This window comes from Bacillus sp. JK62, from assembly GCF_053663455.1.
The window spans coordinates 256,599-273,227 of record NZ_JBSJQA010000003.1; the positions used below are offsets into that span (position 1 = coordinate 256,599).

Annotated in this window: 19 protein-coding genes; 12 read left to right on the forward strand and 7 right to left on the reverse strand. The window is 45.8% G+C overall.

The features are described 5' to 3' along the window. Positions 1–5: 5 nt before the first annotated feature. The 5 genes from ACWJJ4_RS10875 to spx all read left to right on the forward strand — a co-directional run bounded on the left by ACWJJ4_RS10875 (position 6) and on the right by spx (position 4,556). Positions 6–1,082 (forward strand): ABC transporter ATP-binding protein, encoded by a 1,077-nt coding sequence (locus ACWJJ4_RS10875; protein ID WP_278071726.1) that lies wholly within the window; start codon positions 6–8, stop codon positions 1,080–1,082. After that, the gene (gene oppF, locus ACWJJ4_RS10880; RefSeq protein ID WP_017417453.1) at positions 1,075–1,992 is read left to right on the forward strand and encodes an oligopeptide ABC transporter ATP-binding protein OppF; all 918 of its coding nucleotides are present in this window, start codon (positions 1,075–1,077) and stop codon (positions 1,990–1,992) included. The genes ACWJJ4_RS10875 and oppF overlap by 8 nt, the downstream gene beginning before the upstream one ends. 106 nt (positions 1,993–2,098) lie before the next feature. Further along, complete coding sequence (locus ACWJJ4_RS10885; RefSeq protein WP_454021642.1) at positions 2,099–3,286, forward strand: putative glycoside hydrolase; 1,188 nt, start codon at positions 2,099–2,101, stop codon at positions 3,284–3,286. 117 nt (positions 3,287–3,403) lie between these two features. Continuing rightward, a complete protein-coding gene (locus ACWJJ4_RS10890) occupies positions 3,404–3,982 on the forward strand; it encodes a GNAT family N-acetyltransferase (protein WP_003155035.1) in 579 nt (192 codons plus the stop codon). Between the two features lie 178 nt (positions 3,983–4,160). Then, positions 4,161–4,556, forward strand: coding sequence for a transcriptional regulator Spx (spx, locus tag ACWJJ4_RS10895; protein WP_003155034.1), 396 nt, complete (start codon positions 4,161–4,163; stop codon positions 4,554–4,556). Positions 4,557–4,613: 57 nt separating this feature from the next. Here the strand turns inward: spx and ACWJJ4_RS10900 are convergent, their stop codons facing one another. Then, complete coding sequence (locus ACWJJ4_RS10900; RefSeq protein ID WP_003155033.1) at positions 4,614–5,270, reverse strand: TerC family protein; 657 nt, start codon at positions 5,268–5,270, stop codon at positions 4,614–4,616. 275 nt (positions 5,271–5,545) lie between these two features. Here ACWJJ4_RS10900 and mecA point away from each other — a divergent pair, with 275 nt between their 5' ends. From mecA to pepF, 3 genes are all read left to right on the forward strand, one after another. Then, positions 5,546–6,202, forward strand: a complete 657-nt coding sequence (mecA, locus tag ACWJJ4_RS10905) for an adaptor protein MecA (protein WP_003155032.1) — start codon at positions 5,546–5,548, stop codon at positions 6,200–6,202. Positions 6,203–6,352: 150 nt separating this feature from the next. Next, positions 6,353–7,513, forward strand: coding sequence for a competence protein CoiA family protein (locus ACWJJ4_RS10910; protein ID WP_454021643.1), 1,161 nt, complete (start codon positions 6,353–6,355; stop codon positions 7,511–7,513). A gap of 227 nt (positions 7,514–7,740) precedes the next feature. Beyond that, the gene (pepF, locus tag ACWJJ4_RS10915) at positions 7,741–9,570 is read left to right on the forward strand and encodes an oligoendopeptidase F (protein ID WP_003155028.1); all 1,830 of its coding nucleotides are present in this window, start codon (positions 7,741–7,743) and stop codon (positions 9,568–9,570) included. 37 nt (positions 9,571–9,607) lie between these two features. Here pepF and ACWJJ4_RS10920 read toward each other — a convergent pair whose 3' ends face one another. From ACWJJ4_RS10920 to ACWJJ4_RS10940, 5 genes are all read right to left on the reverse strand, one after another. Further along, on the reverse strand, positions 9,608–9,775 hold the full coding sequence (locus ACWJJ4_RS10920; RefSeq protein ID WP_003155026.1) for a hypothetical protein: 168 nt from the start codon (positions 9,773–9,775) through the stop codon (positions 9,608–9,610). A gap of 285 nt (positions 9,776–10,060) precedes the next feature. Further along, positions 10,061–10,963 carry a protease adaptor protein SpxH gene (spxH, locus tag ACWJJ4_RS10925; protein ID WP_003155024.1) on the reverse strand — a complete coding sequence of 301 codons (903 nt, stop codon included), beginning with the start codon at positions 10,961–10,963 and terminating at the stop codon, positions 10,061–10,063. Then, on the reverse strand, positions 10,960–11,358 hold the full coding sequence (locus ACWJJ4_RS10930) for a globin domain-containing protein (protein WP_326375283.1): 399 nt from the start codon (positions 11,356–11,358) through the stop codon (positions 10,960–10,962). Before ACWJJ4_RS10930 ends, spxH begins: the two co-directional genes overlap by 4 nt. Before the next feature lie 228 nt (positions 11,359–11,586). After that, on the reverse strand, positions 11,587–12,261 hold the full coding sequence (locus ACWJJ4_RS10935) for a lytic transglycosylase domain-containing protein (protein ID WP_278071730.1): 675 nt from the start codon (positions 12,259–12,261) through the stop codon (positions 11,587–11,589). 4 nt (positions 12,262–12,265) lie between these two features. Further along, positions 12,266–12,841, reverse strand: a complete 576-nt coding sequence (locus ACWJJ4_RS10940; protein WP_070081629.1) for a CYTH domain-containing protein — start codon at positions 12,839–12,841, stop codon at positions 12,266–12,268. A gap of 124 nt (positions 12,842–12,965) precedes the next feature. Between ACWJJ4_RS10940 and ACWJJ4_RS10945 the strand changes: the two genes are divergently transcribed. From ACWJJ4_RS10945 to ACWJJ4_RS10960, 4 genes are read left to right on the forward strand one after another with little or no spacing between them, the layout of a single operon-like run. Beyond that, a complete protein-coding gene (locus ACWJJ4_RS10945; protein WP_070081630.1) occupies positions 12,966–13,331 on the forward strand; it encodes a UPF0738 family protein in 366 nt (121 codons plus the stop codon). A gap of 27 nt (positions 13,332–13,358) precedes the next feature. Further along, entirely contained in the window at positions 13,359–13,994 is a 636-nt protein-coding gene (gene yjbM, locus ACWJJ4_RS10950) for a GTP diphosphokinase (protein WP_003155019.1), read from the forward strand. Positions 13,995–14,015: 21 nt separating this feature from the next. Next, positions 14,016–14,816, forward strand: a complete 801-nt coding sequence (locus tag ACWJJ4_RS10955; protein WP_003155018.1) for an NAD kinase — start codon at positions 14,016–14,018, stop codon at positions 14,814–14,816. Between the two features lie 14 nt (positions 14,817–14,830). Continuing rightward, positions 14,831–15,724 (forward strand): RluA family pseudouridine synthase, encoded by an 894-nt coding sequence (locus ACWJJ4_RS10960; protein WP_070081631.1) that lies wholly within the window; start codon positions 14,831–14,833, stop codon positions 15,722–15,724. 32 nt (positions 15,725–15,756) lie between these two features. Here the strand turns inward: ACWJJ4_RS10960 and prpE are convergent, their stop codons facing one another. Next, positions 15,757–16,506, reverse strand: a complete 750-nt coding sequence (prpE, locus tag ACWJJ4_RS10965; protein WP_070081632.1) for a bis(5'-nucleosyl)-tetraphosphatase PrpE — start codon at positions 16,504–16,506, stop codon at positions 15,757–15,759. Between the last annotated feature and the right edge of the window lie 123 nt (positions 16,507–16,629).

Below are 16,629 nucleotides of genomic sequence, written 5' to 3' on the forward strand. Positions count from 1 at the left end.
TATGAGTGACACGTTTGCTAGAAGTAAAAGACTTAGCCATTTCATTTAAAACATACGGCGGAGAGGTACAGGCAATCCGCGGGGTGAATTTCCATTTGAATAAAGGAGAGACGCTGGCGATCGTGGGGGAGTCGGGTTCCGGAAAAAGTGTGACCTCCCAAGCGATTATGAAGCTGATCCCGATGCCGCCGGGCTACTTTAAAAGAGGACAGATTCTTTTTGACGGACGTGATATCGTGCCGATGTCCGAAAAAGAAATGCAGACTATAAGAGGAAAGGACATCGGAATGATTTTCCAAGATCCGATGACCTCTCTGAACCCGACGATGAGAGTCGGCAAACAAATTACGGAAGTGCTTTTCAAACATGAAAAAATCTCAAGTGAAGCGGCGAAAAAGCGCGCCATAGAGCTGCTTGATCTCGTCGGAATTCCGTTGCCCGAAAAACGGATCGGCCAATTCCCCCATGAATTTTCAGGCGGGATGAGACAGCGTGTCGTCATCGCGATGGCGCTTGCGGCAAATCCGAAACTGTTAATTGCCGATGAACCGACCACAGCGCTTGATGTGACGATTCAGGCACAGATCCTTGAGCTGATGAAAGATCTGCAAAAGAAAATTGATACGTCTATCATTTTTATCACGCATGATCTCGGCGTTGTCGCCAATGTCGCCGACCGGGTCGCCGTCATGTACGCGGGTCAGGTCGTCGAATCGGGCACGGTGGATGAAATCTTTTATGATCCGCGCCATCCGTATACGTGGGGGCTGCTTGCCTCAATGCCCAGCCTGGACAGCACCGATCAGGAAAAACTGACGGCCATCCCGGGCACGCCGCCTGATCTGACGAATCCTCCGAAAGGGGATGCATTTGCGCTCCGCAGCTCATATGCGATGAAAATTGACTTTGAACAGGAACCGCCGATGTATAAAGTGTCTGACACGCATTTTGTGAAATCGTGGCTTCTGCATCCTGATGCGCCTAAGGTCGAGCCGCCTGAAGCGGTGAAGGCTAAAATCCGTCAGCTTCCGAATACGTATCAGCATCCTGTTTTAATGAAGGAAGGTGAAAAAAATGACTGAGAAACTTCTCGAAATCAAACACTTAAAACAGCATTTTTTCACGCAGAAAGGAACGGTAAAAGCCGTAGATGATTTGTCATTTGATATTTATAAAGGCGAAACGCTCGGCCTTGTCGGCGAATCGGGCTGCGGTAAATCAACGACGGGCCGCAGTATTATCCGGCTGTATGAGGCAACCGGAGGGGAAGTTCTCTTTAACGGGGAAAATGTCCACGGGAAAAAATCCCGCAAGAAGCTGCTGGAGTTTAACCGGAAAATGCAGATGATTTTCCAGGATCCGTACGCATCTTTAAATCCGAGAATGACAGTCGCCGACATTATTGCCGAGGGAATAGATATTCACCGCCTCGCAAAAACGAAAAAAGAGCGGATGCAGCGGGTTCACGAACTGCTGGAAACGGTCGGTTTAAATAAAGAGCACGCCAACCGCTACCCGCATGAATTTTCGGGCGGACAGCGCCAGCGTATCGGAATCGCCAGAGCGCTGGCGGTTGATCCGGAGTTTATCATCGCGGACGAACCGATTTCGGCGCTTGACGTCTCCATTCAGGCGCAAGTCGTCAATTTAATGAAAGAATTGCAGAAAGAAAAAGGGCTCACTTACCTGTTTATCGCCCATGATTTATCAATGGTTAAATACATCAGCGACCGCATCGGCGTCATGTATTTCGGAAAATTGGTGGAGCTTGCGCCGGCGGATGAGCTTTACGAAAATCCGCTTCACCCATATACGAAATCATTGCTGTCCGCTATCCCGCTTCCTGATCCGGACTATGAAAGAAATCGCATGCGAAAGAAATACGATCCGGCAGTTCATCAGCTCCAAGAAGGAGAAAAAATGGAATTCAGAGAAGTGAAACCGGGACATTTTGTCATGTGCACAGAAGCTGAATTTAAAACCTATCTATAAAAGTATCATCCTCCAAGACTCAGTCTTGGAGGATTTTTTTGCGCACATTCAAGTTTATTAAGCCTGCTCCCGTTTTTCTATAATGGAAAAAAAGGGGGAGATCAGTATGAAAACCATTTTGTGCGCCATTTGTGCGGGACTGTTTATCAGTGCAGCCGCTTATCCGGCCCATGCCGCTGTGAAAGAGGAGCAGCCGCTTGTAAAAATAGCGCTGGCTGAAAAAGAACTGCCGAAATCAAATGCACGGTTCGCTTATCCGTCAGGGCTGCATTTTTCACATCCTGATAAGGTGCGGGGCATTTACGTCACAGGACATTCAGCGGGAGGAAGCAAATTCGGGGAGCTGACAGACTTTGTGGACAAAACGGAGCTCAATACAATGGTGATTGATGTCAAGGACGACAACGGAAACCTCACCTTTAAGCCGGACGGCCATTCTGAGTATGCCAAAATCGCCAAGCCGTACATCAAAGACCCAAAAAAGATGATGAAAAAGCTGGAGGAAAAAAAGATTTATCCGATCGCGCGTATTGTCGTATTTAAAGACAGCGAACTCGCGAACAAAAAGCCCGAGTGGTCCTTTAAAGAAAAAAACGGAAGTGTCTGGAAAAACGGCCGCGGAGAATCGTTCGTCAATCCGTTTATGAAAGAAGTATGGGATTACAATGTAAAGATTGCAAAACAAGCCGTAAAGATGGGGTTTCAAGAAATTCAGTTTGATTATGTCCGTTTTCCTGAAGGATTTGAAAAACGTGATGACGAACTGACATACGGACACGGCGATTACGGGAAAACAGCAGACAGCAATGTGCAAAAACGCGTTCACGCCGTCACCGATTTTGTCGGTTATGCGAAGAAAAAACTCAAGCCGTACGGCGCGGATGTGTCGGTTGATATTTTCGGCTATTCAGCCACGCTGCCGGAAGCGCCTGGTATCGGCCAGAATTTCAGCAAAATTTCAGACCAGGTCGATGTCATTTCATCCATGATTTATCCGAGCCATTGGACAAGCTATTTCGGCATTGATAAACCGGATCTTGAGCCTTACAATGTCGTCAAAGAATATGCGAAGGTGGAAAATAAAAAGCTGTCTAAGCTGAAACACCGGCCTGTATCGCGTCCGTGGCTTCAGGATTTCACGGCATCATATCTCGGCAGCGGAAATTATCAAAAGTACGGGAAACGCCAGGTGGAAGACCAGGTTAAAGCGCTGCATGATGAAGGAATTGACGAATTTTTATTGTGGGACGCGGCAAACCGTTATACCAAAAACGTCGATTACACACCATTTTAAAAAAATTGAAACCATGTTAAGGGATCACACGTCTTAATAGATGTAAGATTGTTTAAACAATCGGAAATGGGGTATATCTAAAAGTGTGAAGACAACGAACCCATAAGGAGCAAATGAATGAACTGGTACGAAAAGCTGAGTGAATATTTTCCGATTGAAGAAATGAAATCAAAAGCGCATATGGAAGCTCTGTTAAAGGAGCAAAGCGATGTTTATCATAAAGAAGAGGGGCAGTACCACGTGCTGATGTATGCGGAATTTGACTCTTTCATCTTTATTGATTACCTGTTTGTGTCAAAGAAATCCAGAGGACAAGGCCTCGGAAGCAAGCTGATCGGCAGACTGAAAAAGAAGAACAAGCCGATTCTGCTTGAGGTGGAGCCTGTTGACGAGGATGACACGGATACACAGAAACGCTTGCGTTTTTATCAAAGAGAGCATTTCAAGCACGCGCAGTCAATCGGGTATCGGCGCCGGTCATTGGCTACGAATGAAGTGAACAAAATGGAGATTCTGTACTGGTCACCTAAGACGGAATCAGAAGAAGAAATATTTGAAGCGATGAAACAGACATATGAAAACATTCACACTTATAAAGATGAAAAATGGTACGGAGAATCATACGAAAAAACGGATGAAGTTCTCAAAGTCATTGATGAGAAAAAACAAAAAAACATTTTCGATCAGCTGAGCTAATTGAGAATGGGGAAAAATCCGCCAGCCGTAAATTTGCCGGATTGACACATTTTTTTCTCAGGAGACTGTTCACACTTACTTTTTTATAGTATAATACCTATAAAGATTCCTTTTTTAAAGTCATTTCAATTTGAGAATACAAACATGTTCATCCTACTAATTAGAGGAGTGAAGATTAATGGTTACATTATACACATCACCTAGCTGTACGTCATGCAGAAAAGCAAGAGCTTGGCTTGAAGAGCACGAGATTCCGTTTGTAGAAAGAAACATTTTCTCCGAGCCGTTATCAATTGATGAGATCAAGCAGATTCTGCGTATGACTGAAGACGGTACGGATGAAATTATCTCTACCCGTTCTAAAGTATTCCAGAAACTGAACGTAAATGTTGAATCTATGCCGCTTCAAGACTTATATACTTTGATCAATGAGCATCCGGGACTGCTCCGCCGTCCGATCATCATTGATGAAAAACGTCTGCAAGTCGGCTATAACGAAGATGAAATCAGACGATTCCTGCCAAGAAAAGTGCGTTCTTTCCAATTAAGAGAAGCACAGCGTCTTGCCAATTGATATAAGCTTACGATAAGCATGGAAAAAGCCCAAAACCATCGCGGTTTGGGCTTTTTGTTATTTTTCAGTCTGCTGGTAAATCATACTGGCGAGGATAACAAAAACGACGGTCAAAATCGGCAGCATCATCTGTATCATGCCGTGTTCTGCCATGAAAAATGACAGCTTGCTGTCTCCGGCAATCATTTCACCGCCGGTAAATGCGAGAAGGCCGCTCCCGGCATACATCAATAAAGGCATTTTTTCCATGGCGGCATGAACGAGCTTACTGCCCCAAATAATAATCGGCACCGAGATGAAGAGACCGATCACTACAAGTGTCAGCTCACCGTGAGAAGCGCCGGCTACTGCGATGACATTGTCAAGCGACATAAAGATATCAGCCAGAACGATTGTGCGGATGGCTTTCCAAAGAGAAGAACTGCTTTTTACATGCTGCGCATCTTTCTTCTCAATCAGAAGCTGATAGCCGAGATACAATAAAAATACCCCGCCTGCGCATTGTAAAAAAGGAACATTCAATAAATAGACCGCAGCGCTCGTCAGAACGATTCTCAAGACGACTGCAATAAATGTTCCGAAGATGATCGCTTGCTGTCTTTGTTTATGGGCCAGATTCCGGCTGGCCATCGCGATGACGACGGCATTGTCACCGCCGAGAATAAGGTCAATCCCGATAATAAGCAGAAGGGACAGCAGGTAATCGTGCGGCATGGTAACACCTCGCTTATAGATCGATTGCTTGTACAGCTAATATATGAAGCAGTGCGCTATTTATGATGGGAACCGGGAGAAAGCCTGTTTTTCAGTGTGAAAATGCTTTTTTATTTCTTTTATAACTGTTTTATCATAAAATAGAAATATAAAGAATTTGCGCTGTCTTCTATAAGGTTAAGATGTGGACGGAATGGGTAAAGTGTAGTAAAGTACTATTCATCGGGAGCTTAGATGTCCCTTCAACATCTTATAAAGAAGGGAAGGTTGGCAAAATGGAAATAGAAAGAATTAATGAGCATACTGTAAAATTTTATATGTCTTATGGTGATATTGAAGATCGCGGTTTTGACAGAGAAGAAATCTGGTACAATCGCGAGCGCAGTGAAGAACTGTTCTGGGAAGTCATGGATGAAGTGCATGATGAAGAGGAATTCGCTGTCGAGGGTCCTCTTTGGATTCAGGTTCAGGCATTGGACAAAGGACTGGAAATAATCGTAACAAAAGCCCAGCTTTCCAAGGACGGACAAAAACTCGAACTGCCGATCCCGGAAGATAAAAAACAAGAGCCGGCAGATGAAAATCTCGATGCTTTACTTGATGATTTCCAGAAAGAAGAGCAGGCCGAGAGCCGGGAAGATAAGGAGCAAAAGCTTCAGTTCACTTTGCGGTTCGATGATTTTGAGGATCTCATCTCGCTATCAAAATTGAATCTTAACGGAATCAAAACGACCTTGTATTCGTTTGAAGACCGATATTATTTATATGCAGATTTTTATGAGCAAACTGATGAAGAGGTTGAAAATCAGCTAAGCATCCTGTTGGAGTACGCGCACGAATCATCAGTCAGCATTCACCGTCTTGAAGAATACGGCAAATTGGTGATCGCTGATCATGCGTTATATACAATAAAAAAACACTTTGCATCATAACAAACCGATTTCTCTCAGCAGAAATCGGTTTTTTTTGTTCTGAATGACAGGATGAACGGCTGAAAACCGTATAACGGCTCTCATCCGCAAACAGGATTATGCCTTCTTCCTGCTGAATACAACAAGATTCAGGAAAGGAGAAGATGCAACATGTTCAGTGCTGTGACTGCCGACGGACGGCTCATTCAGCTGGCCGGAAGCTATTCAAAGGAAAAAGCGGCGGAGCTGAGAAAGAAACGCTGGTTCTGCCCCGTTTGCAAAAGTGAGCTTGATATCAAACTGGGACGGGAGAAACTGCCGCACTTCGCTCATAAAAAAAGCAGGCTGTGTCCCGGGGAATCCGAACCTGAAAGCGAATACCATCTGGAAGGAAAAAGACAGCTTTTTCTCTGGCTGAAGACACAAGGGTGCAGTGTCAGCCTGGAACCGTATCTGACTTCCGCTGGGCAGCGGCCTGACTTGACGGCAGAAAGCGGAGAAGAGAGGCTGGCTTTTGAATTTCAATGTGCTAACCTTTCGGCGGACTCTTTAAAGAGCCGGACGGCAGGCCTGAAAAACGCCGGGTACCGGCCGGTCTGGATCATCGGGGCAAAACGGTTAAAACGGATGGCCGCGCAATTTTTCCGGCTTTCTGCTTTTCACTGGCAGTTCTTTGAAGTCAATTCATTTTCCTCCTTAATGTTTTACTGCCCCGACGCCCGCTCCTTTTACAGGCTGCATTCCATCACTCCGTTTTACACCGGCTATTCTTATGCCGGCTTAACCACAATCCCTCTTCACAAAGCAAACCTGAAAGACATTTGTCATCCGGAAGGGCGGCACAGCGTCAGACTTCCCTCGTGGGGGCGTGCCGTTGCCGGCTTCCGCAACAAAAGCGGGCGGTTTTTATCAGAAGATGCCGGTCTTATCCGGCGTCTTTTTTACGAAAGACATCAGGTTGCATTTCCATTTCTCCCCTCTGAAGTGTTTATTCCCGTTTCAGCGGGCTTTGTGTTTGCAAGTCCCGTTTTTGTGTGGCAGGGCCATTTATACATGCGGCTTGCGGAACTTTTTGAAAAAGGCGCTCCGATCCGATTATCCGGCATGGTTCATGATTTACGGCAAAAAATCAGGCATAAGGAGATCCGGATGCGGTATGGTTCACAAGACAGCCTTATCGGAATGGCGGTAAAACAATATGCTGATTTCTTATGCTTGCAGGATTTTTTAAGGGAAATTGAGAATGAAGTATATATGCCCTCATCTCAGCAGAAGCACCCTCAAACGGCAGAAGAGCTGCGCCGGCGGGACCTGCTCTTTTTTGGGGAATGAGAATGCTTCATTTCGTTCACCCTAACGTCAAGGTGGTGGCGAATGTGAGGGGCGTACAAGCATTTTGTTTTCGTTTTTTCACTGTATTATTGGTATGCTCGGTCTTATATGCCGCATATGATTTGACAAAAGGCAGTGAAAAGCCGGAAGATAATCACAACACAAGTTTTTGGAGAAACAATCGTTTTTTCAATTGGCTTGAAGTAAAGAAAACGAGGGGGATCACCATGACTGAGGAAAATAAAGCAGCACAGCTGCCTGACAGAAGTGAAGTAAAGGCAGAGCATACATGGAGACTAGAGGATATTTTTCCTAGTGATGAGGCCTGGAATAAAGAATTTCAAGCAGTTAAAGAATTAATTCCGAATTTATCTTCTTTTAAAGGCACGCTTGCTCATTCGGCTGATAATTTATACGCGGCGCTTACGGCACAGGATGAAGTGACGAACCGCCTTGGGAAACTTTATGCATACGCACATATGCGCTCAGACCAGGATACGGGAAATTCTTTCTACCAAGGGCTGAACGACAAAGCCGCAAGCCTGTATTCTCAGGCTGCCAGCGCGACTGCTTACATTGAACCGGAAATTCTGGCGATTCAGGAGGACAAGCTGCACCAGTTTATTCTGGAAAAAGAGGAGCTTAAGCTTTACTCCCATGCAATTGAAGAAATTACAAAACAGCGTCCGCACGTGCTGAGCGAACAAGAAGAGGCCCTGCTTGCGGAAGCCTCAGAAGCGCTGTCGTCACCTTCCAATACATTCAGCGTTTTAAATAACGCCGATATTACGTTTCCGTCGATTAAAGATGAAAACGGCAAGGAAACTCAAATCACACACGGCAACTTTATTAATTTCCTGGAAAGCAGCAATCGTGAAGTCCGCAAAAACGCATTTGAAGCCGTATATAAAACATACGGACAGTATAAAAACACGATGGCGACTACACTCAGCGGCACTGTGAAAAAAGATAATTTTTACGCCCGTGTGAAAAAGTATAAATCAGCACGGGAAGCGGCGTTATCCAATAACAGCATCCCTGAAGAAGTTTACGATAACCTTATCAAAACGATCAATAAACATCTTCCGTTATTACACCGTTACATTGACCTGCGGAAAAAGGTGCTCGGCCTTGATGAAGTCCATATTTATGATCTGTACACACCGCTTGTAAAAGATTCGGGAATGAAGGTCACATATGAGGAAGCGAAAGATTATATGCTCAAAGGACTTGCTCCGCTGGGCGAGGAATACGCGTCTATTTTAAAAGAAGGACTTGAAAACCGCTGGGTCGATGTATACGAAAACAAAGGAAAACGCAGCGGTGCTTATTCGTCCGGTACATACGGCACGAATCCGTACATCTTGATGAACTGGCATGACAATGTCAATAATCTGTTTACGCTCGTTCACGAGTTCGGCCATTCCGTGCACAGCTACTATACGAGAAAATATCAGCCGTATCCGTACGGTAACTACAGCATTTTTGTCGCTGAAGTCGCTTCAACGACTAATGAAGCGCTGCTCGGTGAATATATGCTGAACAGCTTAAAGGATGAAAAACAGCGTCTGTACCTGCTCAACCACATGCTTGAAGGGTTCAGAGGCACAGTGTTCAGACAGACGATGTTCGCTGAATTTGAGCATCTGATTCATACGAAAGCGCAGGAAGGCGAGCCGCTAACGCCTGAACTGCTAAACGAACTTTATTATGATCTGAATAAAAAGTATTTCGGTGACAACATGGTGATTGATAAAGAAATCAGTCTGGAATGGTCAAGAATTCCGCATTTCTATTACAATTATTATGTGTATCAATATGCGACAGGCTACAGTGCGGCCCAAGCGCTGAGCAGCCAGATCTTAAAAGAAGGCAAGCCTGCGGTGGAGCGCTATACCGAATTCTTAAAAGCGGGAAGCTCGGAATATCCGATCGACATACTGAAAAAAGCGGGAGTCGATATGACATCGCCTGAACCGATCGAGGCGGCCTGCAAAATGTTTGAAGAGAAACTGAATGAAATGGAAGAGCTTCTTTCGAAAGTGAACCCTTCGTAATTCAAAAAAGCCTGTGCATAAGATGCGCAGGCTTTTTCTAAAACCCCTTAAACGTTTTTCGGTGATTCAGCCGGTACAGGGCAAACAATATGGACAGAAACAGCAGGGGAGATGTAATGTAAATCGGCAGCATGTGCATCATGGCCAGCAGGTTTAAAAAGAAGAAAAACACAATCATTCCGATGATCAATACGGTGCGGAGCATTGATTTCCCTCCTTGTTTATGATTGATATATTCTATGAAAACAAGCAGTCAGTTATGTTTTGTGACAAAAATATGAACATTAATCTTATGGCTTGTCAAAACTCGACAAGATTTGATATGATAAGGATGTGAAATTGATCACAAACAAACATTACCCCTTTGTTTGACCGTGAAAAATTTCTCCCATCCCCTTTGTTGTCGTTAAGACATATGAAACCGCGCTTATCCCGGCGCGGTTTCTTTATTTGCACAAAAAAAGCCGGCTCCGTAAGGAATCAGCTTTTTTTAATGATCACAACAGGTGACATCCTCCTGGGTGCCGGCCAGAGATTTCCAAAACAGACCGTGCTTTGCTTCCACTCTGGCGACCTTTTTGGCGAATGCCAGTTTTTTCATTTCTTTTTCAACTTCTTCTAGACTCAAATCATAAACGAGTGCGATTTCTTTCGATGCGACAAACCGGAAATATTCAATGAAACATTCCAAAGGCGGCGTTTCAGAAGGCTTCGGTTCATCCCCGAGCATTTCGAATAGGATCTCTTCGTATACGTCATAAGAATAGTTGCCGGGAACCTTCAGCCCTTCATCATCATGCAGGCTGTTAAAGAACGTCAATGTCGGGTTGACGGTGACGTCCATTTCCGCCGCGATTTTCATATCGCACTGAAGCGCTTTTACCGCGCTTTGCGAATGGAGGTCGCGCTTGAATTCTTCAACATCCAATTTCGTCTTTTCAGCAATTTCTAAAAGAACGTCTTCATCCGTAATATTCTGCTTGGAGACAAACAGGCTTTCCTGCATGCTGCGGAGAAACAGAATGCCCGCTTTTCTTCCCTGCAGTTCGGCCGCTTTTAAAGCGAGTGCGGCAAGGTAGGGCGATGAAAGAGGCTGATCCTGCTCAAGCCAAAGGCTTCCGTCACAGGGCATCCCGGAACGGTTCGCAATTTTTTCCCAAGCTTCGGCAAGAAGGTGTTTTTTCCGCTTTTGCTTATTCAGCGATGTAATGCTCGCGGAAACAATGATCCGCAGGGTGAAAAAACGTCCGTATTTGATTTTTAATTTTTTTATGGCGGGCTCCAGCGACCAGCATTCAGGACATAAAGGGTCGACAAACATGTAAATTTCGAGCGGTTTTTTTGGATGTCCGTGGCAATGGGCGAAGTATTGCTCATGCTGATAATTCGTCAATATGATCGATCCTCCGCTTCTGACTGGTTTACCATATGCCTGGCCGTCAGTTCCAGACGCCCGTACAGAAATTCACGAATATCGCCCTCCAGCCCGACCTGATCCATCGCTTTGCTCATACAGCTTAGCCACGCATCAGCCCTCTCGTCCGTAATCGGAAAGGGGAGATGCCTTGCCCTGAGCATGGGATGTCCGTGCTCTTCAGTATAAAGAGGAGGTCCGCCCAAATACTGGGTTAAAAATTGCTTTTGTTTTCTGGCCGTTTCAGTCAAATCACTTGGAAATATCGGCTTCAGCAAGGGATGAGACGAGACACGATCATAAAAAGTATCAACAAGTTGCGATAGAAGTTCCTCTCCAATCGCTTCATATGGTGCGTTAAACGATTGTCCCATGTTGACTACTCCTTTATATGGCTAATAGGAATCATAATTCCCATTGCGAATTTATCTTTCAGTTTTACTATCTTCAGTTACTGTATATTTTAGCAATAACATTTTATTTCTACAAACAAAGTGCCTTTCTGTCAGGCGCTTGTATTTCATATCATATCACATCGCCTTCATTCATGTGTAAGATTTCACTCCGCAAAAAAACCAGAGGGCGAAGGAAGCCTCTCTGGTTTACGCGTAATACTGCCGGGTTATGTTTTTGACATATTGCTGTGTTTCCTTAAACGGCGGAATGCCTCCGTACCGATCTACGTTGCCGGGGCCTGCGTTGTAGGCGGCTAACGCGAGAGATACATTTCCGTCGTATTTCGTGAGCATCTGCTTTAAGTACTTTGTGCCGCCCTCAGCGTTCTGGACGGGATCGAGCGGGTTTGACACCCCGAGTGATTCTGCCGTGGAAGGCATGAGCTGCATCAGTCCCATTGCCCCCGCACCGCTGACAGCTTTCGGATTAAAGCCTGATTCCTGTTTAATAACCGCGCGGATCAGCTTTTCGTCCACTCCGTATTTTTCGGCCGCTTTCTGAATGGCGCTGTCTATTGAAAAGTTTCCGGTGCTGATGTCAGAAGCCGCATCCGGAGACTTTATGCCCGGGGAAGCTGCCGCGGAACCGGATGAAACGGGAATTCTCGGTGAATATGAAGCGTGAGCGGTCCGCACACCGTTTAAAATTCCCGATTCCGGCTGCTGCCGGACGGCTGTGTCCGTATACTGGCTGAGCAGCGCGCTGAAATTGGCGAGCGGGCTTTCTGAAGATTGTCCGCCTGAAGCCGTGTTTGTATGAGAGATTGATTGCAGCGCCATTGACTGCAGCTGGAGAAGGGCCGCCCAATTCGTTATATTCACTGTGTCATTCCACCTTTTTTTGTTTCTGTTCATAAAAACGCTGGATTTTATTTTTCGTGATCCGCTCTGGGATGCCGAATTGCTTGAGCAATTGTTCAAACGCCCGTTTTCCTTCATCCCAGTCAGCAGCCTCGAATTCCAATTCAAAGTCTTCTTTCTCTAAATATCGGCTGTGATCTAAAATGATTAAGCCTTTTTCTGATTCTTTTTCCGCGCGTGCGGTCGACAGCGTTCCGAAGCAGCAAATGTGTTCTGAACGGATTCCTAGACCGTCCAGCTGCCGTTTGACGGGGCCATCCGGAATCTTGAAGACGTCAAGATCCGGTGCCGCCGCAAGCTGTTGGTGCGTTTCCAGCAGACCGACCGCGGCAGGTTCTTTTAAAGTCAGAACGAACGAGCCGTCTTTTTCTCGGATGCGGAGTGCTGATTTTTTTTGTTTCAGGGAAAAATCTTTCGTGTCGAAATAATGATTGACCTGCTGTTTAAAATCATGTTCTTTCATGCAGAGTGCTTCACTCAGCTTCAGAAATTCTGATTTTGTCAGCAGGTTTTTGAATTCAATTTCTATTTCTTGGGTCATGACAGTCTTCCTTTCAGGACGAAAAATTGTATAATTCCCATTATCTCTTTAGAGGTTACGTTTATCAATATCGACCTTGATATGATAAAATAAATGCTGTACTTTGTTAAAAAAGGAGAACATTATGCAAAAGAGAATTGAAATCCAGAATGCATCATTAACAGAAGACGCGCTCCGCTTGAAGTGCGGAGAAGACTTAAGCGGAGCGGAACGCAAAGCCTCAGGTCAAATGCTTGTTGATTCCGATCACTTTGCTTTTGTATACATACTTGAATCAGCTGACTCTTTTGAATATGTCATTATAAAAGAACATGTCTGGCCGGATCTGAAAGAAGCCTTAGACCAAGGAAAACCGGCGGTCCTTGAGGCCGGCGGGAAAACGGTTGAACTTTCAGGGCTGCATGAAGAACTCGATTATCTTCTTGAAAATATTAAAGATAATGCAAACTACGGAGATATGGAAGAAAAAGTGAAAAACGTATTTCTTTAGAACAGGTTCGGAATTGGGGGATGTACGATGGATGACAAACAATGGGAGCAATTTCTAGCGCCATACCGCCAGGCTGTTGAAGAATTAAAGGTGAAGCTGAAAGGCGTCAGAACCCTTTATGAGTATGAAGATGACCACTCACCGATTGAGTTTGTGACAGGCCGCGTGAAGCCGGTGGCGAGCATACTTGAAAAAGCGAGACGAAAAAGCATACCGCTTCATCAGATTGAAACGATGCAGGATATCGCGGGGCTGCGTATTATGTGCCAATTTGTCGATGATATCCAGATCGTCAAAAATATGCTGTTTGCCAGAAAAGATTTTACCGTTGTCGATAAGCGGGATTACATAGCAGAGCATAAGGAAAGCGGATATCGGTCTTACCACCTTGTCGTTTTATATCCTTTACAAACAACGTCCGGTGAAAAGCACGTTCTTGTGGAAATACAGATTCGGACGCTTGCCATGAACTTTTGGGCAACCATTGAGCATTCACTGAATTACAAATACAGCGGAAACATTCCCGAAAAAGTAAAGCTGAGGCTGCAGCGGGCCTCAGAAGCCGCATCCCGGCTCGATGAAGAAATGTCAGAAATCCGCGGAGAAATCCAGGAAGCCCAAGCCGCGTTCTCGCGAAAGAAAAAAGCGGGAGACCGCCAGTAGGAAGGAAAGGAGGGGAATGGCATGAAATTTGCCGTTTCTTCAAAAGGAGACGAGGTTTCAGATACACTGAAAAGCAAAATACAGGCGTATTTACTCGATTTTGATATGACCTTGGATGAAAAAGAGCCGGAAATCGTTATTTCCGTCGGCGGTGACGGAACGCTTCTTTACGCATTTCACAGGTACAGCGACCGTCTTGATAAAACGGCTTTTGTCGGAGTTCACACGGGGCATTTGGGTTTTTATGCCGATTGGGTTCCGCAGGAGATAGAAAAGCTCGTTCTGGCCATTGCCAAAACGCCGTATCATACCGTGGAGTATCCCCTTCTTGAGGTGATTGTCACTTATCATGATGAAGAGCGTGAGGAGCGGTATCTGGCTTTGAACGAATGTACAATCAAAAGCATAGAAGGCAGTCTCGTCGCTGACGTGGAAATTAAAGGCCAGCTGTTTGAAACGTTCAGGGGAGACGGTTTATGTCTGTCCACGCCTTCCGGAAGCACGGCTTATAATAAGGCGTTAGGCGGCGCGATCATCCACCCTTCCATCAGGGCGATTCAGCTTGCGGAAATGGCATCCATCAACAACAGAGTGTTCAGGACTGTCGGCTCGCCGCTTTTGCTTCCCGATCATCATAACTGTGTCATCAAACCGAGAAACGACGTCGACTTTCAAGTCACAATTGATCATTTAACCTTGCTGCATAAGGATGTCAAGTCCATTCTATGCCGTGTGGCAAATGAAAAAGTCAGATTTGCAAGATTCCGCCCTTTTCCGTTTTGGAAAAGGGTGCAGGATTCCTTTATCGGAAAAGGCGAATAGAAAGAGGAAACGGATTGGACAACTTTTTTATCCAAAAGAACATGACTGCCCGGGAAGCCGGCATGACGGTAAAAGAATATACGGCGCAGCTCGGCATTTCAAAGCGGCTTCTCGCTGACATTAAATTCGGCGGGGGAGACCTGCTTGTGAACGGAGAGCATGTAACCGTCCGCACCGTGTTAGCGGAGGGAGACGTGCTTAAGATTGAATTTCCGAAGGAGCATGTGAGTGAAACGCTTTTGCCTGAGCCGGTTCCGCTTGATATTCTTTATGAAGATGACCATGTGCTTGTGGTCAATAAACAGCCGTATGTCTCCTCAATTCCATCAAGAGAACACCCGTCGGAAAGCATCGCTAACGGAGTGATCAGCCACTACCGAAAAAGCGGCGTGCCATCAACGGTTCATCTTGTCACCCGCCTTGACAGGGATACATCGGGGGCGATGCTCATCGCCAAACATCGGCTTTCCCATTCTCTTTTGTCGGCAGCGCAGAAAAAGGGGCTTGTCAGCAGGCGGTATCTCGCTGTCGTACACGGGATCATGCTGCAGAAGGAAGGAACGGTGGACGCGCCCATTGGAAGAAAACACGACAGTATTATTGAGCGGATGGTAACGCCGGATGGACAACGAGCGGTGACGCATTTTCAAACGGAAAAAGCGGGACATGCGTTTACGCTTGCAGCCCTGCGGCTGGAAACGGGGCGGACGCATCAAATCCGGGTGCACATGAGCTACCTCGGCCATCCGTTAGTCGGTGATACACTGTACGGCGGAAAAAATGAGGGAATTGCCCGGCAGGCTCTTCACAGTGAGCGGCTTTCATTCGTACACCCCATGACCGGAGAAACGCTCGTTTTTCACGCCCCGGTGCCTGACGATATGAAAACATTAATTGAACACATGTAAAGCCCGAACCGTTTATCGGTTTCGGGCTTTTTTCATGCCTGCCTGCCGTGATCCTCGCGAAATCGTGAAGCATCATAGGGCATTGAGCTTTCCACAGAGACGGTTTCATGCTCCGGAAAACGAAAGCCTGTCAGCTGATTGCCGAAGACGCAGCCTGTATCAATGTTGATCGTATGGTTGACGATCCGGGGGCGTTTTACCGGGGTATGGCCGTACACAACCCACGCTTTACCTTCATAGTCGGCAGCCCAGTCTCTTCTGACGGGTCTGCCGTCGGGATGCGTTTCACCCGTAATATCGCCGTACAGAACAAATTCTTTTACCTTACGCGAGTATTTACCGATATCGTCAGCTTTTATGCCGGCGTGAGCGACAACGAGATCGCCATTATGTAAAATATCATAAAGCGGCGCTGACTCATATAATCGGATAAATTGTCTGGAGACTTCCGTTCTGTCGGCGGGAGACAGCTCTTTCAGTTCGGCTGCCGTCGTTTCCAGTCCGTGCATCACTTTTACGGGGTTTCCTTTTAAGTAACGATACAGTTTGTTGCAATGATTTCCCGGGACATAACGGACGGCTCCTTTTTCATATGCTTTTGCCACAAAACGCATCACTTCTACGGATTTTGGGCCTCTGTCCGTTAAATCTCCCGCAAAGACAAGCGTTCTGCCTTCAGAATGGACGGGCGTTCCGTCTTTCACTTCATATCCGAGCTTTTGCATTAAGGCGATCATTTCGTCATAACATCCGTGTATATCGCTGATGATGTCGTAAGCCATTCGTGTCAGCCTCCTTATTAACGGTTTTTTATTTATTATGGGGCTAATTCCTATACCTAATTACGCTGTTTTTGCACAAATTAAAAAAGAATTAAAGAAATAAAGCCTTATCACTTTTTTTTC

What these genes read in the sequence shown, in the direction of transcription:
- oppF (WP_017417453.1), top strand. Translation starts at nt 1,075, where the DNA reads ATGACTGAGAAACTTCTCGAAATCAAACACTTAAAACAGCATTTTTTC.
- ACWJJ4_RS10885 (WP_454021642.1), top strand. Translation starts at nt 2,099, where the DNA reads ATGAAAACCATTTTGTGCGCCATTTGTGCGGGACTGTTTATCAGTGCA.
- ACWJJ4_RS10890 (WP_003155035.1), top strand. Translation starts at nt 3,404, where the DNA reads ATGAACTGGTACGAAAAGCTGAGTGAATATTTTCCGATTGAAGAAATG.
- spx (WP_003155034.1), top strand. Translation starts at nt 4,161, where the DNA reads ATGGTTACATTATACACATCACCTAGCTGTACGTCATGCAGAAAAGCA.
- ACWJJ4_RS10900 (WP_003155033.1), bottom strand. Translation starts at nt 5,270, where the DNA reads ATGCCGCACGATTACCTGCTGTCCCTTCTGCTTATTATCGGGATTGAC.
- mecA (WP_003155032.1), top strand. Translation starts at nt 5,546, where the DNA reads ATGGAAATAGAAAGAATTAATGAGCATACTGTAAAATTTTATATGTCT.
- ACWJJ4_RS10910 (WP_454021643.1), top strand. Translation starts at nt 6,353, where the DNA reads ATGTTCAGTGCTGTGACTGCCGACGGACGGCTCATTCAGCTGGCCGGA.
- pepF (WP_003155028.1), top strand. Translation starts at nt 7,741, where the DNA reads ATGACTGAGGAAAATAAAGCAGCACAGCTGCCTGACAGAAGTGAAGTA.
- ACWJJ4_RS10920 (WP_003155026.1), bottom strand. Translation starts at nt 9,775, where the DNA reads ATGCTCCGCACCGTATTGATCATCGGAATGATTGTGTTTTTCTTCTTT.
- ACWJJ4_RS10930 (WP_326375283.1), bottom strand. Translation starts at nt 11,358, where the DNA reads ATGGGACAATCGTTTAACGCACCATATGAAGCGATTGGAGAGGAACTT.
- ACWJJ4_RS10940 (WP_070081629.1), bottom strand. Translation starts at nt 12,841, where the DNA reads ATGACCCAAGAAATAGAAATTGAATTCAAAAACCTGCTGACAAAATCA.
- ACWJJ4_RS10945 (WP_070081630.1), top strand. Translation starts at nt 12,966, where the DNA reads ATGCAAAAGAGAATTGAAATCCAGAATGCATCATTAACAGAAGACGCG.
- yjbM (WP_003155019.1), top strand. Translation starts at nt 13,359, where the DNA reads ATGGATGACAAACAATGGGAGCAATTTCTAGCGCCATACCGCCAGGCT.
- ACWJJ4_RS10955 (WP_003155018.1), top strand. Translation starts at nt 14,016, where the DNA reads ATGAAATTTGCCGTTTCTTCAAAAGGAGACGAGGTTTCAGATACACTG.
- prpE (WP_070081632.1), bottom strand. Translation starts at nt 16,506, where the DNA reads ATGGCTTACGACATCATCAGCGATATACACGGATGTTATGACGAAATG.